The 26,083-nt window shown below is 67.0% G+C and carries 24 protein-coding genes and 1 pseudogene; 15 read left to right on the top strand and 10 right to left on the bottom strand.

Features of this window, described 5'->3' with window-relative positions; translation table 11 throughout:
• Positions 1-74: 74 nt before the first annotated feature.
• A complete protein-coding gene (ligA, locus tag I5E68_RS07715) occupies positions 75-2,228 on the top strand; it encodes an NAD-dependent DNA ligase LigA (protein WP_197162643.1) in 2,154 nt (717 codons plus the stop codon).
• Between the two features lie 75 nt (positions 2,229-2,303).
• Here ligA and sciP read toward each other — a convergent pair whose 3' ends face one another.
• Positions 2,304-2,606: a CtrA inhibitor SciP gene (gene sciP / locus I5E68_RS07720; RefSeq protein ID WP_197162645.1), complete on the bottom strand. Its 303-nt coding sequence runs from the start codon at positions 2,604-2,606 to the stop codon at positions 2,304-2,306.
• A 238-nt stretch (positions 2,607-2,844) separates the two neighbouring features.
• Between sciP and I5E68_RS07725 the strand changes: the two genes are divergently transcribed.
• The gene (locus tag I5E68_RS07725) at positions 2,845-3,117 is read left to right on the top strand and encodes a PilZ domain-containing protein (RefSeq protein WP_197162647.1); all 273 of its coding nucleotides are present in this window, start codon (positions 2,845-2,847) and stop codon (positions 3,115-3,117) included.
• Between the two features lie 224 nt (positions 3,118-3,341).
• Here the strand turns inward: I5E68_RS07725 and I5E68_RS07730 are convergent, their stop codons facing one another.
• A complete protein-coding gene (locus tag I5E68_RS07730; RefSeq protein ID WP_197164665.1) occupies positions 3,342-4,250 on the bottom strand; it encodes a 50S ribosomal protein L11 methyltransferase in 909 nt (302 codons plus the stop codon).
• 66 nt (positions 4,251-4,316) lie between these two features.
• A pseudogene (bla, locus tag I5E68_RS07735) lies at positions 4,317-5,231 on the bottom strand (subclass B3 metallo-beta-lactamase); the annotation flags it as partial.
• Positions 5,232-5,365: 134 nt separating this feature from the next.
• Between bla and sdhC the strand changes: the two are divergent.
• The 6 genes from sdhC (at position 5,366) to I5E68_RS07765 (ending at position 11,024) form a co-directional block, all read left to right on the top strand.
• Entirely contained in the window at positions 5,366-5,758 is a 393-nt protein-coding gene (gene sdhC / locus I5E68_RS07740) for a succinate dehydrogenase, cytochrome b556 subunit (RefSeq protein WP_197162649.1), read from the top strand.
• 15 nt (positions 5,759-5,773) lie between these two features.
• On the top strand, positions 5,774-6,154 hold the full coding sequence (gene sdhD / locus I5E68_RS07745; protein WP_197162651.1) for a succinate dehydrogenase, hydrophobic membrane anchor protein: 381 nt from the start codon (positions 5,774-5,776) through the stop codon (positions 6,152-6,154).
• Positions 6,155-6,158: 4 nt separating this feature from the next.
• Entirely contained in the window at positions 6,159-7,979 is a 1,821-nt protein-coding gene (sdhA, locus tag I5E68_RS07750; protein ID WP_197162653.1) for a succinate dehydrogenase flavoprotein subunit, read from the top strand.
• Between the two features lie 235 nt (positions 7,980-8,214).
• On the top strand, positions 8,215-8,811 hold the full coding sequence (locus I5E68_RS07755) for an HdeD family acid-resistance protein (protein ID WP_197162654.1): 597 nt from the start codon (positions 8,215-8,217) through the stop codon (positions 8,809-8,811).
• Between the two features lie 108 nt (positions 8,812-8,919).
• Entirely contained in the window at positions 8,920-9,318 is a 399-nt protein-coding gene (locus I5E68_RS07760; protein ID WP_197162655.1) for a BlaI/MecI/CopY family transcriptional regulator, read from the top strand.
• A complete protein-coding gene (locus tag I5E68_RS07765; RefSeq protein WP_197162656.1) occupies positions 9,315-11,024 on the top strand; it encodes a M56 family metallopeptidase in 1,710 nt (569 codons plus the stop codon). The genes I5E68_RS07760 and I5E68_RS07765 overlap by 4 nt, the downstream gene beginning before the upstream one ends.
• A gap of 128 nt (positions 11,025-11,152) precedes the next feature.
• Here the strand turns inward: I5E68_RS07765 and I5E68_RS07770 are convergent, their stop codons facing one another.
• Both I5E68_RS07770 and ypfJ read right to left on the bottom strand, forming a co-directional pair.
• Positions 11,153-11,845, bottom strand: a complete 693-nt coding sequence (locus I5E68_RS07770) for a hypothetical protein (RefSeq protein WP_323982119.1) — start codon at positions 11,843-11,845, stop codon at positions 11,153-11,155.
• A gap of 77 nt (positions 11,846-11,922) precedes the next feature.
• A complete protein-coding gene (ypfJ, locus tag I5E68_RS07775; protein ID WP_197162657.1) occupies positions 11,923-12,786 on the bottom strand; it encodes a KPN_02809 family neutral zinc metallopeptidase in 864 nt (287 codons plus the stop codon).
• Between the two features lie 208 nt (positions 12,787-12,994).
• Here ypfJ and I5E68_RS07780 point away from each other — a divergent pair, with 208 nt between their 5' ends.
• The 4 genes from I5E68_RS07780 to I5E68_RS07795 all read left to right on the top strand — a co-directional run bounded on the left by I5E68_RS07780 (position 12,995) and on the right by I5E68_RS07795 (position 18,011).
• Positions 12,995-14,617 (top strand): M28 family peptidase, encoded by a 1,623-nt coding sequence (locus I5E68_RS07780; protein ID WP_197162658.1) that lies wholly within the window; start codon positions 12,995-12,997, stop codon positions 14,615-14,617.
• Positions 14,618-14,770: 153 nt separating this feature from the next.
• A complete protein-coding gene (gene guaB / locus I5E68_RS07785) occupies positions 14,771-16,228 on the top strand; it encodes an IMP dehydrogenase (protein ID WP_197162659.1) in 1,458 nt (485 codons plus the stop codon).
• Between the two features lie 48 nt (positions 16,229-16,276).
• A complete protein-coding gene (locus I5E68_RS07790; protein ID WP_197162662.1) occupies positions 16,277-17,449 on the top strand; it encodes an RsmB/NOP family class I SAM-dependent RNA methyltransferase in 1,173 nt (390 codons plus the stop codon).
• Positions 17,450-17,498: 49 nt separating this feature from the next.
• Entirely contained in the window at positions 17,499-18,011 is a 513-nt protein-coding gene (locus I5E68_RS07795) for a tetratricopeptide repeat protein (RefSeq protein ID WP_228726880.1), read from the top strand.
• A gap of 91 nt (positions 18,012-18,102) precedes the next feature.
• Here I5E68_RS07795 and I5E68_RS07800 read toward each other — a convergent pair whose 3' ends face one another.
• Entirely contained in the window at positions 18,103-18,585 is a 483-nt protein-coding gene (locus I5E68_RS07800; RefSeq protein ID WP_197162666.1) for an RNA pyrophosphohydrolase, read from the bottom strand.
• A 269-nt stretch (positions 18,586-18,854) separates the two neighbouring features.
• Here I5E68_RS07800 and I5E68_RS07805 point away from each other — a divergent pair, with 269 nt between their 5' ends.
• Positions 18,855-19,868: a metal-dependent hydrolase gene (locus I5E68_RS07805; protein WP_197162668.1), complete on the top strand. Its 1,014-nt coding sequence runs from the start codon at positions 18,855-18,857 to the stop codon at positions 19,866-19,868.
• On the opposite strand, the gene I5E68_RS07810 is transcribed toward I5E68_RS07805, so the two are convergent.
• Positions 19,843-20,601 carry a phosphatase PAP2 family protein gene (locus I5E68_RS07810; RefSeq protein WP_197162670.1) on the bottom strand — a complete coding sequence of 253 codons (759 nt, stop codon included), beginning with the start codon at positions 20,599-20,601 and terminating at the stop codon, positions 19,843-19,845. The two genes, I5E68_RS07805 and I5E68_RS07810, sit on opposite strands and share 26 nt — an antisense overlap.
• Before the next feature lie 41 nt (positions 20,602-20,642).
• Between I5E68_RS07810 and I5E68_RS07815 the strand changes: the two genes are divergently transcribed.
• Both I5E68_RS07815 and I5E68_RS07820 read left to right on the top strand, forming a co-directional pair.
• Positions 20,643-22,022, top strand: a complete 1,380-nt coding sequence (locus I5E68_RS07815; protein WP_197162672.1) for a cryptochrome/photolyase family protein — start codon at positions 20,643-20,645, stop codon at positions 22,020-22,022.
• An 83-nt stretch (positions 22,023-22,105) separates the two neighbouring features.
• Complete coding sequence (locus I5E68_RS07820; RefSeq protein ID WP_197162674.1) at positions 22,106-23,398, top strand: SAM-dependent methyltransferase; 1,293 nt, start codon at positions 22,106-22,108, stop codon at positions 23,396-23,398.
• A 21-nt stretch (positions 23,399-23,419) separates the two neighbouring features.
• On the opposite strand, the gene I5E68_RS07825 is transcribed toward I5E68_RS07820, so the two are convergent.
• The 3 genes from I5E68_RS07825 to purF all read right to left on the bottom strand — a co-directional run bounded on the left by I5E68_RS07825 (position 23,420) and on the right by purF (position 26,055).
• Positions 23,420-23,761, bottom strand: coding sequence for a PilZ domain-containing protein (locus tag I5E68_RS07825; RefSeq protein WP_197162676.1), 342 nt, complete (start codon positions 23,759-23,761; stop codon positions 23,420-23,422).
• Positions 23,762-23,872: 111 nt separating this feature from the next.
• Complete coding sequence (locus I5E68_RS07830) at positions 23,873-24,610, bottom strand: SDR family NAD(P)-dependent oxidoreductase (RefSeq protein WP_197162678.1); 738 nt, start codon at positions 24,608-24,610, stop codon at positions 23,873-23,875.
• A complete protein-coding gene (purF, locus tag I5E68_RS07835; RefSeq protein ID WP_197162679.1) occupies positions 24,607-26,055 on the bottom strand; it encodes an amidophosphoribosyltransferase in 1,449 nt (482 codons plus the stop codon). The genes I5E68_RS07830 and purF overlap by 4 nt, the downstream gene beginning before the upstream one ends.
• Positions 26,056-26,083: the final 28 nt, after the last annotated feature.

The following is a 26,083-nucleotide window of genomic DNA, read 5'->3' on the forward strand; positions in this document are numbered from 1 at the left end:
GTCCGGCACGCGCGCGGTGGATTTGGGCCTTGCGCTCTATTCCCTGATCGCCGCGCCTAGCCTATCCGGTTGCCATGACCGAACCCAAGCGTCCCGAGACCGACATGCTCGCCGAGGCCGATGCCGCCAACGAACTCATGCGCCTTGCGCGTGCCATCAAGCGCGCCAACCGCAAGTACCATGCCGAGGATGCGCCCGAGATCTCGGATGCGGAATACGACGCGCTCGTGCGCCGCAACACCGAGCTGGAAGAGGCCTATCCCCACCTCAAGCGCCCCGACAGTCCGTCCAGCGCGGTCGGGCACGAAGTCGCCGCCTCGCCGCTCGGCAAGGTGACGCACGAGGTACGCATGATGAGCCTCGACAATGCCTTTTCCGACGAGGAAGTGGCCGAATTCCTCGCGCGCGTGCGCCGTTTCCTCTCGATGGGCGCGGACGAGCCGCTGGCGGTGACCGCCGAGGACAAGATCGACGGCCTGTCATGCTCGCTGCGCTACGAGAACGGCAAGCTGGTGCGCGCGGCAACGCGCGGTGACGGGCAGGTGGGCGAGGACGTGACCCCCAATGTCGCGCACATCGCCGACATCGTGCCCGAACTGAAGGGCGAGGACGTGCCTGAGGTCTTCGAGGTGCGCGGTGAGGTCTACATGGAAAAGGCCGCTTTCCACGCGCTCAATACCGCGCTGATGAACGAGGCACGCGCCGAGGCCGAGGCGAAGGGCGTGGAGTTCGATGCGGAGAAGGTGCGCCAGTTCGCCAATCCGCGCAACGCCGCCGCCGGATCGCTGCGCCAGAAGGACGCCAGCGTCACCGCGAAGCGTCCCTTGCGCTTCTGGGCGCATGGCTGGGGTGCTGCGAGCGCGGTGCCGGGCGAGACCCAGCACGAGGTCATCCGCCGGATCGAGGGCTGGGGGCTGCCGGTCTCGCCCCAGTTCCGGCGCTGCGAGAGCCTCGAGGAGCTGCTCGAAGCCTATCGTGCCATCCGCGACGGGCGCGGGGACCTCGACTTCGAGATCGACGGGGTGGTCTACAAGGTCGACCGGCTCGACCTGCAGCAGCGGCTCGGCTTCGTCGCCAAGGCGCCGCGCTGGGCGCTCGCGCACAAGTTCCCCGCAGAGCAGGCCGAGACCACGCTCGAAAAGATCGAGATCCAGGTCGGGCGCACCGGCAAGCTGACCCCGGTGGGGCGCCTGCAGCCGGTCTTGGTCGGCGGGGTCACCGTCACCAACGTCACGCTTCACAACCGCGACGAGATCGCGCGGCTCGGCGTGAGGCCGGGCGACAAGGTGGTGATCCAGCGCGCGGGCGACGTGATCCCGCAGGTCGTAGAGAACCGCAGCCGCGAGGACGAACGGCCGGCTTTCGTCTTCCCTGACCATTGCCCCGAATGCGGCTCGGAGGCGGTGGCCGAGGAGGGCGAGGTCGACGTGCGCTGCACCGGCGGGCTGATCTGTCCGGCCCAGCGCACCGAGCGCCTCAAGCACTTCGTCAGCCGCGCCGCGCTCGACATCGACGGGCTCGGTGAGAAGACCATCGACGAGTTCTTCGCCAAGGGCTGGCTCGAGAGCCCGGCCGACATCTTCCGCCTCGCGCGTCGGCGCGACGACATCCTCGCGCTCGAGGGGTGGAAGGACAAGTCTGTGGACAACCTGTTGGCGGCTGTGGAGAACCACCGGGAGCCCGACGCCGCGCGCCTGCTCTTCGGGCTCGGCATCCGCCACGTCGGCGCGGTCACCGCGCGCGACCTGATGAAGCGCTTCGAGACGCTGCCTGCGCTGCGCGATATTGCGCAGAAGGCGCATGAGAAGGAGGGCGAAGAGGCTGCTGCCGCCGCGAGCGAGGCCTATGGCGAACTCATCTCGATCGATGGCGTCGGCCCGGTGGTGGTGAAGGCGCTCGGCGACTTCTTCCACGAGGAGCACAACCGCGAGGTCTGGGACGACCTGCTCTCTGAGGTCTCGCCGCCGCCTTATCTCGTCGAGAGCGTCGAGAGCGCGGTTGCGGGCAAGACCGTGGTGTTTACCGGCAAGCTGGAGACGATGAGCCGCGACGAGGCCAAGGCGCAGGCCGAGCGACTGGGCGCAAAGGCAGCGGGTTCGGTGTCGAGCAAGACCGACCTCATCGTCGCCGGTCCCGGTGCGGGATCCAAGCTGAAGAAGGCGGCGGAACTGGGGATCGAGGTGATCGACGAGGCGGCCTGGGCCGAGATCGTACGAGCAGCGGGCTGACGCTCGAAAGCGTCAGCCCGGCTCGGGGGAAGTATTATTCTTTAGCCACCGATATGCGACCGGTCTGGCTAACGGTCAGGCGTTGGGCCTGCGCCGTTCGCGGATATGGCGATGGTGCTGGACGCGGGTTGCGCGCAGACCACCCATACCTTCCCGCTCCACGGCACGCTGCCATGATGCGAGTTCCTCGAGCGTGAGGTTGTAGCGTTCGCAAGCTTCCATCGTGGTCATCAACCCACCGTTGACTGCGGCCACGACTTCCGCCTTGCGCCTTACAACCCAGCGCGAGGTGGTTGGAGGAGGAAGATGATCCCAATCGAGGCGTTCCCCTAGGGGTCCGACAACGGTCTCAGGACGTTCCTGGTGCTCCTGTATCATGGTTGGTTCTCTCTCTCATGTCAGTACCAACCCCCCCTGACGCTTTAAATCTTACAGCAATGGGTTAACGACTCATCATCAACCTTGGTTAATTTACGTTAAGGAAAGATTCCTAGCTTTACGCACAGGCCCGTGTGCTCACTTTCGCATTCGGTTCAATTTCGTTTACGGACCATTAACCTATCTTAATTATCCCGTTTTACGAGAGCAGAGAGAGTAATGGTGGGAGTAAAGTCGTATGAAACGCGACAAGTTGCCCCGTGCGTCAGGTATTGCGAAGCATATTGCTGCTGACGGTTGTCAGTTCGTACTGGAGCGTGGCGCTCTGGTACGAGGACAAAGCGTTGCCTTCGCAATCGACGGCCACGGGACGGTAAAAGGGCGAGTCCAGTGGGTGGTGAACGACCGAATCGGTTTCACCTTCGACAATGTACTTGCCCGTGATGCACAGACCGCGCTGTCTTCGCGCAGTCGGACGGTGCCGGCGATCGAGCTCAGCACCTTGTCCTGAGACCTCGATCGGCAAGGTTGGCGGCAGGCGCAGAATCCCTGCCTCGACCCTAAAAGTTAACGGATGGACCGGGCCGCGCATTGCGGCTTTTTTGTTGTCCGGCGCGTGAGCCGGTGCCGTTTCTGCAGGTGCGGAAGGACTTCCCGGGGGCGGCTCGGGCGACCCGGACCAATCGTTTCGATCCGGATCGCCGCGCGATCCACGCTGGTCGAGGAAGGCCGGGCTCAGCCGTGACCCCGGCGCTTGCGCAGCCACAGGATAGACCAGTCGCCGTTCACCACGCGTGCGGCGATGCGCATACCGGCGCGCCGGCACGACTGGCGCACCGCGGCCTCCTGCGTCTCGAGCAGGCCAGCGAGCACGAGGTGGCCACCGGGCTGCAGCGCTGCCGCGAAATCGGGCGCCATCGAGACCAGTGGCCCGGCGAGGATGTTGGCCATGATCAGGTCGTAAGGCCCGCGCGCGGCAAGCAGGGGGTGGGCCATGCCGTCGGCGATGGTCATGACCAGTTCGCCCTTGTCCGCGCCCAGCGCGATGCCGTTGCGCGCGGCATTGTCTTCCACCACCGAGGCGCAGACCGCGTCGATGTCGCTCGCGGTGGCCAGCGCATAGGGCCACAGCGACAGCGCGGCGAAGGCGAGCAGGCCGGTGCCCGTGCCGATGTCGGCGCAGTTGCGCACGACGATGCCCTGCTGCTTCATGTGGGTGAGCATTGCGAGGCAGCCCGCGGTGGTCGCGTGCTGGCCGGTGCCGAAGGCCTGGCTGGCAGGGATCGTGAAGTCGAAGACCCCGGCTTCCTTGATCTCCGGGTGATCGGGAGTGTGGACGTGGAAACGCCCGGCGCGGATCGGCTCGAGGTCCTGCTGGCTGGTCACCAGCCAGTCGGTATCGGGCAGTTTCTCCTCGCTGAATGCGGGAGCGCCATCGGCGAAGAGCGCGGCGAGCGCCTCGCGGTCGGCCTTCTTCGGCTTATGCGGCAGCCAAGCCTCGAGCTGCCAGTCGTCGGGCCTGTCCTCGGCGATCTCGCTGCCCGAGATGACGATGTCGGGATCCCAGTCGAAGGCATCCTCGTGTGCAAGAAGGGCGCCTTCCACGACGGAACGCGGTGCGAAGGCAGTGATTTTCCAGCTCATAGTGTCGCTTTGTCGATTGCGCCTTGGCGCTTCTACTTGGGGGGGTGTTCCGCTTTCACGGGACAGGCGCGCTGCGAAGGCCGCCTGCGCGGCTTGCGCATAGCGCGTGCAGGCCTGCGGGTCGACCAGCGGTTTCTCGCCGGCGAGCCTTGGCATCAGCTTTGAGGCGGAAGGGTGCGGGGTCACCAGCAGGTCGCAGGGCAGGGCCGCCATCGCGTCCAGCCCGCGGCTGACCTGCGCGATGCGGTCGGGATGGTCGGTGAAGTTGTAGCCCTCGCTCGAGATGGTCGAGGCGCTGTCGGCATAGGCGATCATCTCGCAGTTGGCTGCAGCGTCGCACGATTGCCAGGTCCAGCTCGTCGAGCCGGGTGAATGGGCCGGCGTTGCATGGGGCGTGAGCACGAGATTGCCGAGTACGAGACTCTCGCCATCGTCCAGTACCTTGTCGACGCGCACCGGCACGAAGTCTGGCAGGCCCTTCGCCTGCGGGTCGTCGGCCGAGCTCGTACCGCTCTCGAGCAGGCGGGCCATGGCGGGCAGGGCGGCGACGCGTGCGCCCGTGGCGCGCTGCAATGCGGCAAGACCGCCGACGTGGTCGTAATGTTCGTGGCTGGCGACGATCCAGCGCACCTCGCCAGGGTCGATGCCGAGCTTGCGGATGTTGGCGAGCACCAGCGGCGCGGCCTCGGGCATGCCGGCATCGACGAGCACGTGGCCAGCTTCGCCGGTAACCAGAACCGCGCTGATCCCGCAGGTGCCGACATACCAGGAACTGGCGGAAAGGCTCGCTGGCGGGGCGGGATCGGTCCAGCCATCGCGCCCGGCACAGGCTGCGGCGAGGGACGGGCCGTCATGGCGCGCATGGGCATCGCCGCTGTGCGAGGCAGGCGTCTTTGCGTCAGCAAGGGAGCCGGCGAAAGCCAGCGCGAGCAAAGCCGCAAGGCGCGGGAGGCGTGCCGGATGGTTCATCGCCATGCACATAAACGCACGCGCGCGAGGGGGCCAGTATGCTCCTAACTTGCCTGTGGAACTTGCGCGCTGCAGCGAAATGACTAAGGGGGACTTCGAATAGGGCAGCGCACAGGGCTGCCGCAGGCAAGGGGATTCGCAAGGACATGGCCACCGCCGGGAGCAAGAACCGACCGCTTTCGCCACACCTCCAGATCTGGCGTTGGGGCCCGCACATGTTCGTATCGATCATGCACCGCGTCAGCGGGCAGGGTCTCGTCGTCGGCCTCGCGCTGCTGCTTTGGTGGCTTGGCGCGCTGGCAAGCGGCGCGGCCGCGTACGACACGTTCGCATGGGCCATGACGTCGCCGATCGGCTACCTCGTGCTGGTCGGTGTCTCGTGGAGCTTCTTCAATCACATGATGAGCGGCCTGCGTCACTTCGTGCTCGACATCGGCGCCGGCTTCGAGCTGCGCTCGAACCGCACCTGGTCGATCCTGACCTCGGTCATGGGTGTCGTGCTCACCATCGCCTTCTGGGCGATCCTGCTGCTGCGCTGAGGAGGGACAGGCAACATGGGTAACGGAACTTCCATCGGCCGCGTGCGCGGCCTCGGCTCGGCCAAGGGTGGCGCTCACCACTGGCTGATCCAGCGCTTCACCGCCGTCGGCAACCTGCTGCTGCTGATCTGGCTCACGGTCTCGATCCTGCTGATGCCCGACCTCAGCTTCGCCACCGTCACCGAGTGGATCAAGCTGCCGGTCCCGGCGACCGCGATGGCGCTGCTGATCATCTCCACCTTCTGGCACGCACGCCTCGGCATGCAGGTCATGATGGAGGACTATGTCCACGATCACGGCAACAAGGTCGCGGCCCTCGTCGCGCTCAACCTCGTCGCTTTCGCCGGCGCCGCCTTCGGCGTCTTCTGCGTCCTCCGCCTCGCGCTGGGAGCCTGATTGAATGACCCAAGAATCGACTGGGCCCGCCTACAAGATCATCGACCACATGTATGACACCGTCGTCGTCGGCGCCGGTGGCTCGGGCCTTCGCGCCACGATGGGGTCGGCAGAAGCGGGTCTCAAGACCGCCTGCATCACCAAGGTGTTCCCGACGCGCTCGCACACCGTTGCGGCACAGGGCGGCATCGCGGCCAGCCTCAAGAACAACACGCCCGACCACTGGACCTGGCACATGTACGACACCGTCAAGGGGTCGGACTGGCTGGGCGACCAGGACGCGATCGAGTACATGGTGCGCGAAGCGCCCGACGCGATCCTCGAGCTGGAGCATGCCGGCATGCCCTTCAGCCGCAACGAGGACGGCACGATCTACCAGCGTCCGTTCGGCGGCCACATGCAGAACATGGGCGACGGCCCGCCGGTGCAGCGCACCTGCGCCGCGGCCGACCGTACCGGTCACGCCATGCTGCACACGCTGTACCAGCAGTCGCTGAAGTACGCGGCGGACTTCTTCATCGAATACTTCGCCATCGACCTCATCATGGACGGTGGCAAGTGCGTCGGCGTGATCGCGCTGTGCCTCGATGACGGCTCGATCCACCGCTTCCGTTCGCAGGCCGTGGTGCTGGCGACCGGCGGTTATGGCCGCAGCTACTTCACCGCCACTTCGGCGCACACCTGCACCGGCGACGGCGCAGGCATGGTCCTGCGCGCAGGGCTGCCGCTCCAGGACATGGAGTTCGTGCAGTTCCACCCCACCGGCATCTACGGTGCGGGCGTGCTCATCACCGAAGGCGCGCGCGGCGAGGGCGGCTACCTCACCAACTCCGAGGGCGAGCGCTTCATGGAGCGCTATGCTCCCTCGGCCAAGGACCTCGCCTCGCGCGACGTCGTCTCGCGTTCGATGGCGCTGGAAATCCGCGAAGGTCGCGGCGTGGGCCCGAACAAGGACCACATCTACCTGCACCTCGACCACATCGACCCCAAGGTGCTGGCACAGCGCCTCCCGGGCATCACCGAGTCGGGCAAGATCTTCGCGGGCGTCGACCTCACCCGTCAGCCGCTGCCGGTCGTTCCCACCGTCCACTACAACATGGGCGGCATTCCCACGAACTACCACGGGGAGGTCATGACGATCGGTGCCGACGGCAACCCCGAGACGGTTGTCCCGGGCCTGTTCGCGGTGGGTGAAGCGGCCTGCGTGTCGGTCCATGGGGCGAACCGCCTGGGCTCGAACTCGCTGACCGACCTCGTTGTGTTCGGCCGTGCGACCGGTCACCGCCTCAAGGAAACGGTCAAGGCCGGTGCGGCGCAGCCCGAGCTTCCCAAGGACTCGGCGGACCTCGCGCTCAGCCGTCTCGACCACTTCCGCTACGCCAACGGCAACACGCCCACGGCGGAGATCCGCAAGGAAATGCAGCAGAACATGTCGGCTCACGCCGCCGTGTTCCGCACCGCGGAGCTCATGGCCGAGGGCAAGGCCGCCATGGCCGAGACCTACAAGAAGATGCAGGACATCAAGGTTTCGGACCGCGGCCTGATCTGGAACTCCGACCTCGTCGAGACGATGGAGCTGGACAACCTCATCGGTGCGGCGACCGTCACCCTGCACGGCGCCCACGCGCGCGAGGAAAGCCGCGGCGCCCACGCGCACGAGGACTTCCCCGACCGCAACGATGCCGAGTGGATGAAGCACACCGCGGCCTGGTTCAACGGCTGGGGCGGCAAGGGCGGCGAGGTTCGCCTCGACTACCGTCCGGTCCACGAATACACGCTCACTGACGACGTCGAGTATATCAAGCCCAAGAAGCGCGTGTACTAAGGCAGCGTCATGGCGCCCCGGCATTGTGCCGGGTTCGCGCCTGAACAGCGAGATAGCGAAGACCGCCGACGAGCCCTTGTGCTTGTCGGCGGTCTTTTCTTTTTCAGGGCAGAAAGGCGCGAATTGCCGCCTTCCGTGGCAACTTCCCATGCCTCCTGCGTGTTTTCCCCAATGCCCGCGCCGCTCGAAAACGGGCACCGAGGCGAGTGAGCTGGAGCTGACGGAGGAAAAAGCCATGCAAGGTGACCGGGTCGATCCCGTCCTGAGCCCCGATATCGAGCACGATCCGCTGGTCGATGCGCTGCGACAGGCACCGGGGAAGGGCTGGGGCTGGGTCCTTGCTTATGGCGTGTTGCTGCTCGTGCTCGGCGTGGTCGTCCTTGCAAGGCCGGTCGCAGCAGGCGTCGCGACCGGGATCATCCTTGGCATCGTGCTGGTGCTCTATGGCTTGGCAGCCCTGATGGCGGGGGCGACCTCGCTTTCGGGCAGGGCGCGCTGGATCGAGATCGGGCTTGGCGTTCTGGCGCTGCTCGCGGGCGGCTTTGCGCTGTTCAACCCGGTGGCCGGCGCGCTCTCGCTGGTCTGGGCGATGGGAGCCTGGCTGGCGATCGCGGGTGTCCTGCAGATCGGCTGGGCGATCAAGGTCCGGGAGGACCGGGGCTGGCGACTGTTCATGGGGGCGCTCGACGTGGTGCTTGGCCTGGTCCTGCTGTTTTCTTCTCCGGCGGGCGGCATCGCCATTCTCGCGGTCATCCTTGCGGTCAGCTTTGCAGTGCGCGGGGTGTTCCTGATCCTTCTGTCGCTCGCCCTGCGCAAGTCCTCGCACCGCTGAGCGCACGCTCGACGAACGACATCGCTGGCTCTGCGAACGACATCGGTAGCGCTGCGGCCGCGTTGACAGCCATGTGTCTACAGGCGTAGTCGATTACGTGTGTAGACAATGGAGTCGCCCGTGGCACAAAAACAAGAACAGCCAGAACGCATTTCCGAGGCCGAGCACGCGGTCATGGAGGTCCTTTGGGAGCGCGCGCCACAGTCGGCGCAGGATGTCTGCGCGCAAGTGTGCGAGGCACGCGGCTGGAGCCTGCCGACGGTCAAGACCCTGCTCGCGCGGCTCGTCACCAAGCAGGCGCTGACCACCACGCGCGAGGGCAAGCGCTTCCTCTATTCCCCGGCGATCGCCCGGTCCGACTATGTCGGCACCGAAAGCCGTCGCCTGGTCGACCGCCTCTTCGGAGGCCGCGCCGCGCCGCTCTTCGCGCATCTCGCGCAAAGCGAGGCGCTGAGTGAAGACGACATCGCCGAAATCGAGGCCCTACTTCAGGAGCTCAAGTCATGATCGATTGGCTTACCGATACGCTTGTCATGACCGGCGCGCTGATGGCGCTGGTCCTTCTCGTGCGCCGTCCGGTGGCGCGCTGGTTCGGCTCGCAGGCGGCCTATGCGCTGTGGCTGCTGCCGCTGGTGCGGCTGGTTATGCCGCCGCTGGCCTTGCCTGCCGCGCTCGCCCCCACGCACTGGCTCTCGCGCCTTCAGCTGGGGGTGGAACAGACCAGCGCCAGCGCGGGCGAGGTTGCCCCGGTCACGACGCCTGCCGCAGTTTCGAGCGCCGAGACAGCCGCGGTGCCCTTCGCGAATGTGGCGGCGCGGATCGAACCGGCAGTGACGTCGCACGGTGCTGCCGATCTGTTCGCGCAGATCTCGTGGAGCATGGCGATGCTGGCTGTGTGGCTTGTCGGGGCGCTGGTGTTCCTCACCTGGCGTACCTGGAATTACCAGATGATGCGTCGCCAGATACTTGCCGATGCGCGGCCCGTCGCGCTCGCGGGCAAGGTGCGCATCGTCGAGAGCCCGCTGGCAGGTGCGCCTCTGGCCTTCGGCGTGTTCGACAAGGTCGTCGCGCTGCCGCTCGGTTTCCTCGCGAGCGCCGATTCGGAAAGCTCCGACTTCGCCGTGGCGCACGAACTGGAGCACCACGCCGGTAGCGATCTGCTGATCATCATGGCGATGCAGCCGCTTTTCGCGCTGCACTGGTTCAACCCGCTAGGCTGGGCCGCATGGCGCGCGATGCGCTCCGATCAGGAGGCGGCCTGCGACGCGCGGGTGGTGGCAGGCTGCGGGCGCGATCAGCGTGCCCGCTACGGACAGCTCATCGCGTCGTTCGCAGGCAATGGTCAACTCACGCTGGGCGCACCGATGGCCGGGGGCCTCTCCGGCGACAAGCCGATCATCCAGCGCCTCAAGGCATTGCGGCAAGGCGATATCGCGCCCTGGCGCAAGGTGGCCGCGCGCAGTCTGTTCGCAATGGCGATCGTCTCTGTGCCGATGACCGCGACCGTCAGTTACGCCGCGCTCGAAGCCGGCGAACTGGAGGCGCCCGAGCCCGCAGCGATCCCCGAGCCGCCCGAAGCGCCGATGCCGCCTGCGCCCGCAGCCGCACCGCAAGCGCCTGCCGCACCGCCCGCGCCTCCCGCTCCCGTTGCTCCCGTCGCTGACGCTGTTTCGCAGCCTCCGGCCCCGCCTGCGCCGCCAACGCCGCCTGCTCCGCCCGTGGCCGGGAATGCCCGGGTCAAGGTGATGCGGATCGAGACGCTCGAAGACAGTGCCCGCGCCGCCGAACAGCACGCGCGCCATGCCGAGAAGCTTGCCCGCGAGGCCGGTTTCAGCGCGAAGGAGATCGAGCGCATGGTCGAAATGGCGCTCTCGCATGCGCCGCAGGTGCAGGAATTCGTGTCCGAGGACGGCAAGGTGCAGACCATTCGCATCATGCACAAGAATGCCGAAGGCGCGCAGACGGTCTCGCGCGAGATGGTGATCGACAGCCGTTGTCCTGCCGACACGCACAAGGCGGGCAAGGACAAGGTGCATGTCGTGGTATGCACAGGAGCGCCCGAACATACGGCCCATTACGCGCTCTCTGCGCTGCAGGGGGCAAGGGCCGGGATAGCCGCTCAGCAAGGCATGGATGCCAAGGTGCGCGCCGAAGTGCTCGCCGACCTCGACCGCGAGATCGCAGAGGCCCGCCGCGAGATCGCGCGCGACTAGGCTTCTGCCTCTCGGCAAATGCCCGCGCAGGCGAGTGCATGCCCGAAACGAAAAAGGCGCAAGGCTCTCTGACCTTGCGCCTTTTTCATATCTTGGTTTCAGGCGTGTTTCTCAGTGAGGGCTGCCGCTCAGGGGATTTCCTGGACGACCGGCTGGTTGACGATCGGCACGCCCTTGCTCGTGCGTTCCTGCGCCGGTTCACGGGTGGAGGACTGCTCGGTGTCCTTGTCCTTGCCCGCCTTCTTGTCGCCGTCCTTGCCATCGGCCTCGCGCTTGTCGAGTTCGGCCATGATCCGCTTCACGTCGGCTTCGGTGGCGGGGGCTGCCGGATAGCTGCACTTCTTCGTCGATCCGATACCTTTCAGAAAGGCGCGCCGCGCGATGCCTGCCTGGATCGCTGCCTGAACCTTCTTCTCATGGTCGTTCGCGCCCGAAATCTCGCGGATGAGGCCGCGGAACGGGATGAACGAGGTGACGAACCACTTGGCGACGGTCAGTGCGCTGATGCGATCGCGCTCTTCCTGCGGGAGATCGAGATCGGGTCCGATGTACTGCGCCAGCTCGAGCACCTTGCCGCGGATCTGCTGGCAGGTCCCGATGCCGGTCATGTCGTAGGGCTGGACCGTGGCGTCGATCAGGACCTGGGGGATTTCCTTCTTGTCGAGGTTGAGGTCGGTAACCGGCGTCTTGGCCACGTCGACCACGTTCTGGTCGCCGCCGCGAAGGGTCGCGTCATCGCTCTGCGCAAGGACAGGTGATGCCGCAGCCAGGGCGAGCCCTCCCACGATGGTTCCCAGGCTCACCTTGCTGACACTACGCACCTTGCATTCTCCGTTTCCTAGCCGTGGGGCAGGGCTTGTCCTGCTCCCGGCCATCTTGCGACCCTTGTCTGGAATGCTCAGTTGAACGTGTCGCAGGCATCCTCGTTCCCGGTCTCGATGCCGCGCTTGAGCCATTGCATGCGCTGGGCACTGGTGCCGTGGGTGAAGGCCTCTGGCTGCACCGAGCGGCCGGCATTGCGCATGAGCGTATCATCGCCGATCGCGCTTGCGGCGGTCATGCCTTCCTCCATGTCGCCCGGCTCGATCTGGTTGCCGTTCTTGCCGGCCCAGACGCCGGCATAGCAGTCGGCCTGCAGCTCCATCTTGACCTGCAGCGCATTGGCCTGGCCGGGATTGCGCTGCTGGGCTGCGCGCACCTGCTGCTCGACCCCGGTCAGCTTCTGGACGTGATGGCCGTACTCGTGCGCGATCACGTAGTAGCGCGCGAAATCTCCGCCTGCGCCGAGCTGGCGCGAGAGCTGGTCGTAGAAGGCGGTGTCGATGTAGATGCCTTCGTCGGCGGGACAGTAGAACGGCCCCATCGCGCTCTGCGCGCGGCCGCAGCCCGATGACGTGCTGCCCGAGAAAAACGTGAGCAGTGGCTGCTCGAACGGAATGTTCGCCTGCTGGAATAGCGGTTGCCAGGTCTGGTTGAGCGAGGCGAGCGCATTGCACGCCTCCATCGAATAGGCATTCTCGCCGCAGACCTGTTCGGCATCGCGCGTCTCTGCCTGCGGGGTCTGCTGACCGGGCAGCTGCTGCTGGGTGTTCTCGATCGTGCCGAGCATCTGCGCCGGATCGACCCCGAACACCAGCGCTGCGATCACCACCACGAGCAGCGAGCCGCAGCCCAGCTTGCCCCCGCCCCCGCCGGGAAATCCTCCGCCACTGCCGCCGCGCCTCACGCGGATGTTGCTCGGGTCGAAACGGTTGAGGCGCATGGGGCGAGGTCCCTTTCCGGCAAGTGAGGCAAGCGATACTAGGCTGCGAAGCTAGGGGCGCAAATCAAATCTGGAGCCATTGCATCGCCGCACGACAACGCTCGCGGCTCAGGTTCGTTGCCTCGATGCAACCCGTCGCGGCCAGCTGTCGTGTCGGCGACAGATTTTACAACCGCTCGGCGAAAATCCTGCTTATAGATCGCTCCCGATGATGGTTGGTGACGTTGCAGGTTCGGGATCGCTGAAGGACAGGGCAGGCAGCAGGCGGCTGGGCCGCGCTGCGGGCCGGGCCGCGCTCATCGCGCTGGCAGCGCTGGCGGTGCTGCCGGGTAACGGCCATGCCGCATCGCGGCGCGGCGATCGCGAGCTCGAAAGCCGCCTGCGCCAGCATATCGAGATTCTCGCCAGCGACGAATTCGGCGGACGCGAGCCGGGGACCGACGGCGAGGCCGCGACCCTGCGCTATCTCGGCAAGCAGTGGTTCGACATCGGGCTGGTCTCGGGCACCAATGATCCCGGCCACGAATGGTTCGCGCCTGTCTCGCTGGTCGCGCGTGAACCGGCGAGCTCGAGCGCCCAGTTCGTTCGCGGCGCAAGAGGCAAGCCGATCGAGCCCGCCGAGATCCTCGTCCTGACCTCCGGCAAGCGCGCGATGGTACGCAGCGCGCCGCTGCTCTTCGTCGGGCGCGGCGACATGGGCGAGCTTACCCGCAACGAACTGGCCGGGCGCGTCGCGGTGCTGCTCGATTCCGCCAGCGAGGCTGTTGCCGACAGCGAACTCGCTTCCGGCGATGGCACGGGCGGCGAAGGCGCCGACGAAGGGCAGGGGGCCACCTCGCAACGCCAGAGCGCGCTGCTGGCGATGGGTGCGGCAGCGGTGCTTACCGTGCTCGACGGTGAGCGCACGATCGAGGGCATCGAGGCGCGGCGACTGCGCTCGGGCTATGCACTGAGCGAGGACTCGGTCGGCGGCGATCTCGAGGCCTTCATCTCCCCCGAATCGATGGATGCCTTGCTGGCAGGGACCGGGACCACGCTCGCCGGGCTTGTCGCCCAGGCCGGGCGCGACGATTTCAGGCCGCTCGCGCTGGACATCGAAGCGACGCTCGAGGCGACCACGCGCGCCAGGACGATCCATACCCACAACCTGATCGGCAAGCTGCCCGGGCGCCATCCCGAGGCGGGTGCGGTGCTGTTCCTGGCGCACTGGGACCATTTCGGAACCTGCGCGGAGGCACCGGCCGAGGACACGGTGTGCAACGGAGCGATCGACAATGCCAGTGGCGTTGCCGCGCTTACCGAGATCGCACGGCGGCTGGCGAAGGGCTCGCAGCTCGATCGCGACGTCTACTTTCTATCGACCAGCGCCGAGGAGCTGGGCCTGCTCGGTGCCCATGCCTTTGCCGAGAATCCGCCGCTGCCGCTCGACCAGATCGTCGCTGCCTTCAATATCGACTCCAACGCGATTGCCCCGCGCGGCACGCCCTTTGCCATCGTCGGGCGCGGAATGACCGGCCTTGACGAAGCGATCGCGACCGTTGCCAAGAAGGAGGGCTTTCGCCTGCGCGATGACGACGAGGCCAACGAATACGTTCGCCGGCAGGATGGCTGGGCCTTGCTCCAGCACGATATTCCCGCCGTCATGGTCACCACCGCCTACGGTGAGATCGAACGTATCCGCGCCTTTTTCGAGGGCGACTACCATCGGCCTAGCGACGATGCGACGCGTAAGCTGGAACTGGGCGGCGAGGTCGAGGACATCAAGCTGCTGACCGCACTCGGGCGCTGGTTTGCAGACCTGCGCCGCACTCCGCAGGCACCGGGCGAATAGCTCCGCGCCGATGCGCGCATGGCGTCGTGACGAGGCCTTGGGGATTTCCTTGGCGAAGCTGGCCAATAATGCCCAGTTCCCTCTAGCCCTTTGCAGGGCTCTTGTTTACATGGGCCGCCACGAATCTCCCCGCACAAGGCATGGTGGCGCAAAATGGAAATCAAGCTCGGACTCACTTTCGACGACGTCCTGCTTCGTCCGGCAAAGTCCGATATTGTTCCAACCCAGGCAGATACCCGCACGCGACTGACGCGTGAGATCGGCCTCAACATCCCCGTCATCTCGTCCGCAATGGACACCGTGACCGAGGCCGACATGGCCATCGTCATGGCGCAGCTGGGCGGTATCGGTGTGCTTCACCGCAACCTCACAATCGAGGAACAGTGCGCGGCCGTGCGGGCGGTCAAGCGCTACGAGAGCGGCATGGTCGTCAATCCGATCACGATCGCGCCCGATGCGACGCTCGGCGAGGCGCAGGCCCTCATGGCCGCGAACCGCATCAGCGGCATTCCGGTGGTCGAGGGTTCGGGCAAGCTCGTCGGTATCCTCACCAACCGCGACGTGCGCTTTGCCGACAATGCCAACCAGCCCGTGCGCGAGCTGATGACCCACGAGAACCTCGCCACAGTCAAGGAAGGCGTCGGCCAGGACGAGGCGCGCCGCCTGCTGCACCAGCGCCGGATCGAGAAGCTGCTCGTCGTCGACGACAGCTTCCGCTGCGTGGGCCTGATCACCGTCAAGGACATCGAGAAGGCGGTCACTTATCCCGACGCCACCAAGGACGGCGCCGGCCGCCTGCGCGTCGCGGCCGCCAGCACCGTGGGCGACAAGGGCTTCGCACGCACCGAGGCGCTGCTCGATGCTGAGTGCGACGTGATCGTCATCGACACCGCGCACGGCCACAACAAGGACGTCGCGCTCGCGGTCGAGCGGGTCAAGAAGCTCAACAGCGCAGCGCAGGTCATCGCCGGCAACATCGCCACCGGCGAGGCCGCCAAGGCGCTCGCGGGTGCGGGCGCGGACTGCCTCAAGGTCGGCATCGGTCCGGGTTCGATCTGCACCACCCGCATCGTCGCGGGCGTCGGCGTGCCGCAGCTCACTGCGGTCATGGACGCTGCCGAGGAAGCCGAGAAGCTCGGCGTGCCGGTGATCGCCGACGGCGGCCTGCGCACTTCGGGCGATGCCGCCAAGGCGCTTGCCGCCGGTGCCTCGACCGTCATGGTCGGCTCGATGCTGGCAGGCACCGCAGAAGCGCCGGGCGAGACCTTCCTCTACCAGGGCCGCGCCTACAAGTCGTACCGCGGCATGGGTTCGGTGGGCGCGATGGGCCGTGGTTCGGCCGACCGCTACTTCCAGGGCGACATCAAGGACCAGATGAAGCTCGTGCCCGAGGGCATCGAGGGCCAGGTCGCCTTCAAGGGCCCGGCCAAGGACGTCATCCACCAGCTCGTCGGTGGCATCAAGGCGGCGATGGGCTACACCGGTTCGGCGACCATCGACGACCTGCGCAAGAACTCCGAATTCGTGCGCATCACCAATGCGGGCCTGCGCGAGAGCCATGTCCACGACGTGACCATCACCCGTGAGGCACCCAATTACCCGACGCGCTGATCGGGTTTGCCCGGCCCGGCTGCGGCGTGAGGCGGCGGAGATGACGCGATGACCCCATCCGCCCGTGTTCAGGCCGCGATCGAGGTTCTCGATCTGGTAATCGAGGCCGCGCGCGGCAATGGCGCGCCCGCCGACCGGCTGATCTCGGACTGGTTCCGCACGCGCCGCTTTGCCGGGAGCAAGGACCGGCGCGCAGTACGCGAGCTTGCCTATCGCGCGATCCGCACCTGCGGCGAGATCCCCGCTGACGGGCGCGCGGCGATGCTGCGAGTGGCGAGGGACGATGGAGAGCTCGCGGCGTTGTTCGACGGTGGCCGCCATGCCCCGCAGCCCATCGCTCCCGAGGAACCCGTCGCGAAGGCGGGCGTCGCGCCGTTCTGGCTGGTGGAGCGGCTCGCCGCCAGCGGTGTCGCAGAGGAGGACGCGGCGCACCTGCTCGAGCGCGCGCCGCTCGATGTGCGGCTCAATCCCTTGCGCGGGTCTGTGGACGACCTTCCCGAGGGCGCCGAACCCACGCAGGCCGCGAACGGCTGGCGCTATCCGCCCGAGACCCGGATCGAGCAGACCCCGGCCTACGAGCGCGGACTGATCGAGGTGCAGGACACCGGCTCGCAGCTCACCTGCGAGGCGCTTGCCGCGCGGCCCGGCGAGACGGTGATCGACCTGTGCGCAGGCGCGGGTGGCAAGACGCTCACCCTGGCTGCGGCGATGGAGAACACCGGCACGCTCGTCGCCTGCGATACCGACAGGCCGCGCCTTTCGCGCCTTGCTCCGCGCGCCGCGCGCGCCGCGACGCTGCCGATCGAGACGGTGCTGCTCAATCCCGGACGCGAGGCCGAGGCGCTCGGGCCCTGGCAGGGCAGGGCGGACGCGGTGCTGGTCGATGCGCCTTGCTCGGGCACCGGCACCTGGCGGCGCAATCCCGAGGCGCGCTGGCGCCTGACACCCGCGCAGTTGGATCGCTATGCGGCGACGCAGGCGCGCCTGCTCGACCTTGCGGCAACGCTGGTGCGCCCGGGCGGACGGCTGGTCTTCGTGACCTGCTCGCTACTCGACGAAGAGGGCGCCGCGCAGGCCGAGAGCTTCCTTTCGCGCAATCCCGGCTGGCAGGCGCAGGCGCTCGAACTGGCTGCCGGAACCGCGCGCGGGGCCGGGACCCGGCTCTCGCCCTGGCATGACGGCACCGACGGCTTTTTCGTCGCGCGCTTCGAACGGCTGTGATAGCCTTACCGCCATGTCGGGGACACAGACCTCTGCCAAGGACTTCTTGATGCGCTACACGCCTGCCGCCGTTGCCCTTTCACTGCTTGCCGCGCTGACCTCGAGCATCGGGTACTCGCAGGCCTCGCAGGTCAGCGATCCGCGTGCCAGCGCGTTGATGGCGCAGGGCAGTGCTGCGGTGAGTGCAGGCGATCTCGATGCGGCCATCGGCGCCTACGAGGCCGCGCTGACGGTCGAGCCGGGCAGCGCTGCGGTCCTCGTCGCGCTGGCCGATGCCGAACGTCGCCAGGGGCTCACCGGCAAGTCGCTACATTACTACCGCGTCGCGCTCGAGGCCGATCCGCGCAACCTTTCCGCGATTGCGGGCGAGGGCGTGGCACTGGCCGAGAAGGGCGCACTCGACAAGGCGGGCCGCAACCTCGCCCGTCTCGAGACGCTATGTGGCAAGCAGTGCCCCCAGACCGCTGAACTTTCCGGCGCCATTGCACGCGGACCCACCGAGATTGCCAAGAGCGCCAAGGCCGAAGTGACCGGCGCCAAGCCCGAGCCTTCCGAGAACTGAGGCCGGGTTTCTCGCGCATACGAAAAAGGGGCGGCCCGCAAGGCCCGCCCCTTTTTCGTATGCGCGTGTGCTGCGCTCGAATGCCGAAGGCTCAGATGAGCTCACGGAACTCCTCGAGCACCGAGCGGTAGACGCGCTTCTTGAAGGGTACGATCAGCTCGGGAAGCAGGTCGGCATCGATCCACTTCCACTCGCAGAATTCGGGCGGCTGGTGCGCTTCGAGGTCGATGTCGGCCTCGGTGCCTTCGAACCGGGCGAAGAACCAGTGCTGGCGCTGGCCGCGAAACTTGCCCTTCCACAGCTTTCCGAGCAGTTCGTCGGGCAGGTCGTAGAGCACTTCCTCGCGGGTGCGCGAGAGAACCGAAACCTTGTCCTCGCCGACGCCGGTCTCTTCCCAGAGTTCGCGCAGCGCGGCTGCCTTGAGGTCCTCGCCGTCGTCGACGCCGCCCTGCGGCATCTGCCAGAAATCGCCTTCGCGGTTGTCGATCCGCTTGCCGACGAAGACCTTGCCGTCGGAATTGACCAGCATGACGCCCACGCAGGGGCGATAGGGGAGTTGAGAATAATCAGTCATCGCCGGGCTGCATCCGCAATGATCGCAAGGCTTGCAAGGAAAAAGCGACCGGCGACCGGGGCGATTCCTGCTCTGCGGATGTTTGCCGGTCCCTGTGGTGTGGCGGACACAACCCTAGGGGCGCGCCGAGCGGTACCCTGAGCCGCCCGCCCGGGCCTTGGAGGCATCGTCAGTGAAACCATGGTGCGCTTGCGTAGTCTCCTCGCACACGCAATAAGCCTGAGCGACGACACGCAGCGCGAACTGGCTGCGCCAAGTAACGGAACCTCATGGATAACATCACCCATAGTCTGGTCGGCTGGGCGCTTGCCGAGACCGGGCTCAAGCGCCGTTCGCGCAAGGGACTCGCAGCCTGTGTGCTGGCCGCCAACATGCCCGACATCGACGTGTTCTTCGGCTGGGCGCCCTGGGCACCGCTGGCGATGCATCGCGGTTTCACGCATGGGCTGGTGGGCGGCGTGCTGGTCATGCCGCCATTGCTTGCAGGATTGCTCTGGGTGCTCGATCGCTGGCAGGTGGGCCGCGGGGCGCAGTTCAAGAGCGGGCTCGAGATGCGTCCGGTCTGGCTCCTCGTGCTGTGCTATCTCGGTGCGCTGACGCATCCGCTGCTCGACTTGCAGAATACCTATGCGGTGCAGCTGATGTCGCCGGCGAGCGAGCGATGGTTCCACAGCGACGGCCTCTTCATCATCTCGCCCTGGCTCTACGCGATGCTGGGGGCAGGGCTGTGGCTTTCGCGGCGGCGCGCAAAGCGGGGGACCGGCTCTGCGATACGTCCGGCGATCGCGGCACTCGTAGGCGTGATCGCGTTCATCGGCGTCAACATCGCCATCTCGAGCCTCGCATGGCAGGCGGCGCGTGCCGGGGGCTACCCCGGACTTGCGGCTGGGACGCAGGCTGCAGCCGCGACACAGCGCCCCGACCGGGTATTCGCCTCTCCGCGCCCGCTCGCCTTCTGGCAGCGCGAGGTCTACTGGCGCGAAAACGGCGTCCTGCGCTACGGCAGCTTCGATCCCTTGCGCGATGCATCGCGTATCACGCTCACCGAGACGCCTTTCCCGGATCGCATGGATGAATCGCTGGTGCGCGCGGCGGCGCATGCCACGCCCGAAGTCGAGGACTTCCTCGCCTGGTCGCAGCTTCCATTCGCACGGGTAGAGCGAGGTCGCTGCGAAGCGACGGTCAAGTTCGCCGATGCGCGCTTTTCGGGGGCGCGCGTGATTTCCAGCTTCCAGGCCTGGGCGAAGATGCCGCTGGCTAACCCCGGCTGCCCTCGGGGGTAATGTCCTCGGGCAGGTAGTGCGCGGCCCGGTCGGCCGATCCTTGCAGCAGTGCGGCAGCGGAAAAGGTCCAGGCCATGCCGCCCAGCCAGCCGGCGGTGGCGTCGGTCGGCCAATGCACGCCCAGCCAGACCCGGCTCCACGCGACCGCGAAGGTCACCGCCACGGCGCTGGCGATGATCGTCGCGCGCACCTTGCGGCGCCGCGCGAACATGCTGAACGCCAGCGCGATGGACATATAGACGACCGCCGATCCGAAGCTGTGCCCGCTGGGAAAGCTGGCCCCGCCCGCTTCGGTGAGGTGAAGCGTGATTTCAGGCCGGTCCCGCCCGACCAGCACCTTGAGCACGGCATTGACGACAAGCCCGCCCGCGACGGTGAGGCCGAGCAGGGCGGCCTCGCGGCGCATGTGCATGAACACCAGCGCGACCACGGCACCGAGCGCGAAGAGGTTGCGCAGCAGCGTGCCGCCCAGCGCGGTGACGTCGCGCACCGCCTCGAGCAGGCGCGGCGGCCCGATGGGCCTGAGGTCGCTGTCTCGCCAGAACAGGAGGCCAGCCTGGTCGAGGCTCGTCGAGCGCCCGCTCAGCACCATCCACGCGACCGTCACGAAGCCTGCCCAGCACAGGACGGCGGCGATCAGGTAGAGACGCCGGGCGTTGGCACTCGGTGCGCTCGGTCGGGACGGGAGACGATCGTCCGGGAGGACTTGCGGGCGGGGGCGTGTTTGCGTCATGGACTCGGGGAACGCAGCAGTTGGGAAGGCGTTGCGCAAGAATGAAATCTCCTGTCATCGTCTGGTTCCGCCGCGACCTGCGCCTCTCCGATCAGGCGGCACTGGCCGCCGCGGCTGCTGCTGGGCCGGTCATTCCCGTCTATATCCTCGACGACGAGACACCGCGCCACCGCGCGATGGGCGGGGCCTCGCGCTGGTGGCTGCACCATTCGCTCGCGAGCCTCGATGCGAGCCTGCGCGAGAAGGGCTCGCGGCTGATCCTGCGCAAGGGTGCCAGCGCGGATGTGCTCGCCCAGCTGGCCGAGGAGACCGGCGCCAGCGAGGTCCATGCGCTGCACCACTACGAGCCGTGGTGGCGCAATGCCGAGAAGGCGGTGGACAAGGCGCTGACGCTGCACCTGCACCATGGCAACTATCTCGCCCCGCCGGGCGCGGTGACCACGGGCTCGGGCAATCCCTACAAGATCTACACGCCGTTCTGGCGCGCGCTGCGCGAGCGCATGCCACCACCCGAACCGCAGCCGCGCCCGCACACGATCAAGGCGCCCGAAAGCTGGCCCGAAAGCGACGCGCTCGAGGACTGGGGGCTGCTGCCGGGCAAGCCTGACTGGGCGGGCGGGATGCGCGACTTCTGGGAGCCGGGCGAGGGGGGTGCCGACAAGCGCCTGCGCGCCTTCGCCGAAGTCGCCTCGCGCTACGAGGGACAGCGCAACCTGCCGGGCGAAGAGGGCACCTCGTTCCTCTCGCCCCACCTCCACTTCGGCGAGATCTCGCCGGCGAAGGTGTGGCACGCGACCTCGTCTGCCGGGGGCTCGGTCGCGACCTTTCTCGGTGAAATCGGCTGGCGCGACTACGCGCAGAACGTCATCGTCCAGTATCCCGAATACGGCTCGCGTTCGGCCAAGGACGGCTTCGACCAGTTCGGCTGGCGCAGTGGCAAGCAGGCCGAGGAAGACCTCGCGGCCTGGCAGCAGGGGCGCACCGGCTACCCCATCGTCGATGCCGGGATGCGCCAGCTTTGGCATACCGGCTGGATGCACAACCGGGTGCGGATGATCGCGGCGAGCTTCCTCATCAAGCACCTGCTGATCGACTGGCGCTGTGGCGAGGAGTGGTTCTGGGACACGCTGGTCGATGCCGACTACGGCTCGAACGCGGTGAACTGGCAATGGACCGCAGGCTCGGGCGTCGATTCCAACATGTTCGTGCGGATCATGGCGCCGCTGACCCAGTCCGAGAAGTTCGATGCCGCGTCCTACATCCGCGAATGGGTGCCCGAACTGGCCGACCTGCCCGCGGGCGAGATCCACGACCCCTCGCCGGTATGTCGCCCCAAGGGCTATCCCGCGAAGCTCGTCGAGCACAAGGCCGGGCGCGAGCGCGCACTGGGTGCCTGGGACAAGTTCAAGGCTTCGACCTAGGATACGGCCTCGATAGCCGCGCTTCCCGCAATGGGACCGGCAAGGCAATTGCGCGCGGGCCGTTAAGGAGTCATACCTTGGGTATGAACGCGCAGACGCCAGGGAGAGGGAGTGATCTCGTCGCGGGCGGACGAGGGATCGGCCTGTGGTTCGGCTGGTTCGCCCGGCTGTGGTCGGGGGGCGGCAACCGCGTGCTCGACCGGCTCGACGAGCGGATCGAGCGCGGCGCTATCGAAGCACATCTTCCCGACGGCTCGGTGCGTCTGCTCGGCGGACGCGAACCCGGTTTCGAGTGCCGGGTCGACCTGCATAGCTGGCGCGCGCTCGTCCGGCTCGCCACGGCGGGCTCTGTCGGCTGGTACCAGGCATGGGAGGCGGGCGAATGGGACAGCCCGGACCCGGTGCCGCTCTTCGCGCTTTTCATGGACAATGCGGTGGCGCTGGGCAAGACGGGCCGCGCGCGCGGGCCCTGGCGGCTCTTCGCATGGCTGCTGCACCGCGCGCATCGCAACACCCGCTCGGGCTCGCGCGCCAACATCCATGCCCACTACGATCTCGGCAACGATTTCTACGCGCAGTGGCTGGGCGAGACGATGCTCTATTCGAGCGGCATCTACGAGACCGAGGCGAAGGGCCCCAATGCTCTCTCGCAGTTCGTCTCGCGGCTCGACATGGCCCAGTCCGCGAAGATCCGCGCGGTGAGCGAGCGGATCGCCTTGTCGCCGGGCGACAAGGTGCTCGAGATCGGCTGCGGCTGGGGTACGCTCGCGGCCTTCCTCGCCGATCACGAGGGCGTCGAGGTCGACGCGATCAGTCTTTCCGACGAGCAGCTCGACTATGCACGCCGCCACTGGGCGATTGACCGCGGTAATGTCTCGTTCCGCAAGCAGGACTACCGCGACGTCGAGGGCGAATACGACGCGGTGGTCTCGATCGAGATGGTCGAGGCGGTGGGGCGCGAGTACTGGGGCGCGTTTCTCGACGCGGTGGCGCGCAATCTCAAGCCGGGCGGGCGCGCGGCGATCCAGATGATCACGATGGCGCCCGAGATATTCGAAGGCTACGCGCGCAGCGCCGACTTCATCCAGACCTACGTGTTTCCAGGGGGCATGTTGCTGTGCGAACCCGAATTTCGCGAGCTTGCCGAGGCGCGCGGACTGGTCTGGGAGAACCGGGTCGGCTTCGGCAAGGACTACGCGCGAACCTTGCGCGACTGGCGCATGGCCTTCGATGCCGCGGTCGAGGAAGGACGCCTGCCCGAAGGCTTCGACGAGCGCTTCGTGCGGCTATGGCGCTTCTACCTGATGTATTGCGAGGGCGGTTTCCTCGGCGGAGGCATCGACGTCGCGCAAGTGACGCTGGTCAAGCGCGGCTGAGCGGACCTCAGGTGCCCGCGCTCAATAGCGCGAGCGTTCGCCGGTCCAGCGCGCGAGTACGTTCTCGAGGATGATCGGGCTCATCAGCTCCTCGAAGGCGCAGCCCACGAGGCCTTCTTCCCACCAGACCACCTTGGCGGTCATCGACTGCATGCCGGGCAGGGTGAGCCAGCAGTAGGTGCCGGGGTGGATGCGGCTGACCGCCGTGGCCGAGAAACCCGAAAGCGAGAGGTCGCGCACCACGGTCTGGTAACCTTTGGTGCCCGAGGCGCGAAGCCCCGCCGGGATGGAGATGCGCGCGCGGTGAGCGCTGCGATCTTCCTGCGCGGCGTTTTCGTACGGTTCGTTCCTGGCGTTTACCATCGTTCGAGGCCTCCCGGGCCCATCAGCAAGGTTCGCTTCGGTCGGGGGGACCGTCACGCGTGCGCCTCGCGCACAGCGTGGGACGTTCGCACGTGACCGGTTACGCTAACCTTATTGTAGATGGTTAAGGGAGAGCTTGTAACCGGTCTGGTAGGATTCCTGGCAAAGCGCCACGAGCCGCTCGGCCACGGTCTCGGGCGTCTTGACCGTCGCCGGGTCCTCGCCGGGGTAGGCGCGCGCGCGCATCGCGGTGCGCGTGGCGCCCGGATTGACGATGGCAACGCGGATCTTCGAGGTCTTCTCGGTCTCCTGCGCATAGCACTGGAGCAACACCTCGAAAGCGGCCTTGGTCGCGCCGTAGGCGCCCCAGAACGCGCGCGGGGCATCGGCGACGGTGGTCGTCATGCCGATCACGCGGGCATTCTGGCTCTTGCGCAGCAGCGGATCGAAGTTGGCGATCAGCGCCTGCGTGGCGAGCACGTTGGTGGTCAGCGCCTTGTTGAAGGCGCGCTGGTCGATGTCGGCAACGCTGGTCAGCTCGGGCAGGATCGCAGCGTTGATGACGAGGATGTCGAGCTTGTCCCAGCGCTGCGAAAGCGCCGTCGCGAGGCGGGCGATGCCGTCGCTTTCGGTGAGGTCGACGGGCGCGATCGTGGCCGCGCCGCCGGCCTGGAAGATCTGCTCTTCCACGCTCTCCAGCGCCTTGGTGTCGCGCCCGGTCAGGATCACGTGCGCGCCTTGCGAGGCGAGCGCAATCGCGGTCGCAGCGCCGATGCCCCGGCTCGAGCCGGTGACGAGCGCGACCTGTCCGGAAAGCGGACCGCTCACGGTACCCGACGCCTCGCTCATGCGATGGTGAGCTTTCCGGGCTTGCGCGTTTCGAAGTCGGTCAGCCTGGTCGGGTAGTCACCGGTGAAGCAGGCATCGCAGAACTGCGGGCAGCCGTTGTTGCGATCCGCCTCGCCGACCGCGCGGTAAAGCCCGTCGATCGAGACGAAGGCGAGGCTGTCGGCCTTGATGAAGTCGGCCATCGCCTGAATGTCCATGTTCGCGGCCAGCAGCTTCGAGCGCTCGGGCGTATCGACGCCGTAGAAGCACGAGTATTCGGTCGGCGGGCTGGCGATGCGCATGTGCACTTCGGCAGCGCCGGCATCGCGCATCATCTCGACGATCTTGAGCGAGGTGGTCCCGCGCACGATCGAATCGTCGATGAGGATGATCTTCTTGCCCTCGACGATGGCGCGGTTGGCGTTGTGCTTGCGCTTCACGTCGGCATGGCGCGCAGCGTCGCCGGGCTGGATGAAGGTGCGGCCCACGTAGTGCGAGCGGATGATGCCCAGCTCGAAGGGCAGGCCCGATTCCTGCGCATAGCCGATGGCTGCGGGAACGCCGCTGTCGGGCACGGGAATGACGATGTCGGCGTCAGCAGGCGATTCCTTGGCCAGCTCCATGCCGATCTGCTTGCGCACGCCGTAGACCGAGCGGCCGTCCATGACCGAGTCGGGGCGCGAGAAGTAGACGTGCTCGAAGATGCAGGGTCGTGCATTGGTGGTGCCGAAGGGGCGGTGGCTCGAGACCGTGCCCTTGAAGTCGACCTGCACCAGTTCGCCCGGCTCGACCGCACGGATGAATTCGGCGCCGATCACGTCGAAGGCGACGGTCTCGGAGGCGAAGACGATCGCATCGCCGATGCGGCCCATGACCAGCGGGCGGATGCCGAGCGGATCGCGGCAGGCCATCATGCCCTCGGGGGTCGAGCAGATCAGCGCGTAGCCGCCCTCGACCATGCGCAGCGCATCGATGAACTTGTCGAGCAGCGTCGGGTAACGGCTGGTCGCGACGAGGTGGATGATCACCTCGGTGTCCGAGGTCGACTGGAAGATCGAACCCTTGGAGACGAGCTCGCGCTTCAACGTCATCGCGTTCGAGATGTTGCCGTTGTGCGCGATCGAGAAACCGCCTGCGGCAAGATCGGCGAAGAGCGGCTGCACGTTGCGCAGGCCCGAACCGCCGGTGGTCGAGTAGCGCACGTGGCCAGAGGCCATCGTGCCGGGCAGCGTCTCGAGCGTGCGCGGATTGAACACCTGCGCGACGTGGCCGAGCCCGCGGTGCGAGTGAAACTCGCTGCCCGAGTAGCTGGTGATGCCCACGGCTTCCTGGCCGCGATGCTGGAGGGAGTGCAGACCGGCGGCGGTGATGTTCGCCGCCTCCTGTGCACCGATTACGCCGAAAACACCGCACTCTTCGCGCAGTTTGTCCCCGTCGGCGTCACGAAAGGGGTGAGTAAGGTTCATGGAGTTTGGGGCCCGCTGCCGCGTCAAA

This window comes from Novosphingobium aureum, assembly GCF_015865035.1.
In the GTDB taxonomy this organism is placed as follows: domain Bacteria; phylum Pseudomonadota; class Alphaproteobacteria; order Sphingomonadales; family Sphingomonadaceae; genus Novosphingobium; species Novosphingobium aureum.

What these genes read in the sequence shown, in the direction of transcription:
- ligA (WP_197162643.1), top strand. Translation starts at nt 75, where the DNA reads ATGACCGAACCCAAGCGTCCCGAGACCGACATGCTCGCCGAGGCCGAT.
- sciP (WP_197162645.1), bottom strand. Translation starts at nt 2,606, where the DNA reads ATGATACAGGAGCACCAGGAACGTCCTGAGACCGTTGTCGGACCCCTA.
- I5E68_RS07725 (WP_197162647.1), top strand. Translation starts at nt 2,845, where the DNA reads ATGAAACGCGACAAGTTGCCCCGTGCGTCAGGTATTGCGAAGCATATT.
- I5E68_RS07730 (WP_197164665.1), bottom strand. Translation starts at nt 4,250, where the DNA reads ATGAGCTGGAAAATCACTGCCTTCGCACCGCGTTCCGTCGTGGAAGGC.
- sdhC (WP_197162649.1), top strand. Translation starts at nt 5,366, where the DNA reads ATGGCCACCGCCGGGAGCAAGAACCGACCGCTTTCGCCACACCTCCAG.
- sdhD (WP_197162651.1), top strand. Translation starts at nt 5,774, where the DNA reads ATGGGTAACGGAACTTCCATCGGCCGCGTGCGCGGCCTCGGCTCGGCC.
- sdhA (WP_197162653.1), top strand. Translation starts at nt 6,159, where the DNA reads ATGACCCAAGAATCGACTGGGCCCGCCTACAAGATCATCGACCACATG.
- I5E68_RS07755 (WP_197162654.1), top strand. Translation starts at nt 8,215, where the DNA reads ATGCAAGGTGACCGGGTCGATCCCGTCCTGAGCCCCGATATCGAGCAC.
- I5E68_RS07760 (WP_197162655.1), top strand. Translation starts at nt 8,920, where the DNA reads ATGGAGTCGCCCGTGGCACAAAAACAAGAACAGCCAGAACGCATTTCC.
- I5E68_RS07765 (WP_197162656.1), top strand. Translation starts at nt 9,315, where the DNA reads ATGATCGATTGGCTTACCGATACGCTTGTCATGACCGGCGCGCTGATG.
- ypfJ (WP_197162657.1), bottom strand. Translation starts at nt 12,786, where the DNA reads ATGCGCCTCAACCGTTTCGACCCGAGCAACATCCGCGTGAGGCGCGGC.
- I5E68_RS07780 (WP_197162658.1), top strand. Translation starts at nt 12,995, where the DNA reads ATGATGGTTGGTGACGTTGCAGGTTCGGGATCGCTGAAGGACAGGGCA.
- guaB (WP_197162659.1), top strand. Translation starts at nt 14,771, where the DNA reads ATGGAAATCAAGCTCGGACTCACTTTCGACGACGTCCTGCTTCGTCCG.
- I5E68_RS07790 (WP_197162662.1), top strand. Translation starts at nt 16,277, where the DNA reads ATGACCCCATCCGCCCGTGTTCAGGCCGCGATCGAGGTTCTCGATCTG.
- I5E68_RS07795 (WP_228726880.1), top strand. Translation starts at nt 17,499, where the DNA reads ATGCGCTACACGCCTGCCGCCGTTGCCCTTTCACTGCTTGCCGCGCTG.
- I5E68_RS07800 (WP_197162666.1), bottom strand. Translation starts at nt 18,585, where the DNA reads ATGACTGATTATTCTCAACTCCCCTATCGCCCCTGCGTGGGCGTCATG.
- I5E68_RS07805 (WP_197162668.1), top strand. Translation starts at nt 18,855, where the DNA reads ATGGATAACATCACCCATAGTCTGGTCGGCTGGGCGCTTGCCGAGACC.
- I5E68_RS07810 (WP_197162670.1), bottom strand. Translation starts at nt 20,601, where the DNA reads ATGACGCAAACACGCCCCCGCCCGCAAGTCCTCCCGGACGATCGTCTC.
- I5E68_RS07815 (WP_197162672.1), top strand. Translation starts at nt 20,643, where the DNA reads ATGAAATCTCCTGTCATCGTCTGGTTCCGCCGCGACCTGCGCCTCTCC.
- I5E68_RS07820 (WP_197162674.1), top strand. Translation starts at nt 22,106, where the DNA reads ATGAACGCGCAGACGCCAGGGAGAGGGAGTGATCTCGTCGCGGGCGGA.
- I5E68_RS07825 (WP_197162676.1), bottom strand. Translation starts at nt 23,761, where the DNA reads ATGGTAAACGCCAGGAACGAACCGTACGAAAACGCCGCGCAGGAAGAT.
- I5E68_RS07830 (WP_197162678.1), bottom strand. Translation starts at nt 24,610, where the DNA reads ATGAGCGAGGCGTCGGGTACCGTGAGCGGTCCGCTTTCCGGACAGGTC.
- purF (WP_197162679.1), bottom strand. Translation starts at nt 26,055, where the DNA reads ATGAACCTTACTCACCCCTTTCGTGACGCCGACGGGGACAAACTGCGC.